This window comes from Sphingomonas sp. Leaf30 (assembly GCF_001422525.1).
Classification (GTDB): Bacteria; Pseudomonadota; Alphaproteobacteria; order Sphingomonadales; family Sphingomonadaceae; genus Sphingomonas; species Sphingomonas aerolata.
The window spans coordinates 85,343-85,709 of record NZ_LMKZ01000022.1; positions in this window are offsets into that span (position 1 = coordinate 85,343).

A 367-nucleotide genomic window follows, 5' to 3' on the forward strand; every position below is an offset into this window, starting at 1 on the left:
CCGCAGTAACGAAGCGCAGACCTCAGTCAGCAACGTCCCCCACCTGGGCCCCGGCCTCCGCCGGGGAGGTGCTTGTGGGCAGCACCCGCACCACAAGACTGTTCCCCCGCAAAGGCAGGGACCCAGCTCGGACTTCCACCTCCTTTCCTACCACCCCGGCGAAGGCCGGGGCCCAGTTGGAAAGGTCGGAGTAACGAAGCGCAGACCTCAGTTGGCAACGTCCCCCACCCGGGCCCCGGCCTCCGCCGGGGTGGCAATTGTAGGCAGCACCCGCAACACAAGGATGTTCCCCCGCAAAGGCAGGGACCCAGCCCGGACTCCCACCTCCTTTCCTACCACCCCGGCGAAGGCCGGGGCCCAGTTGGAA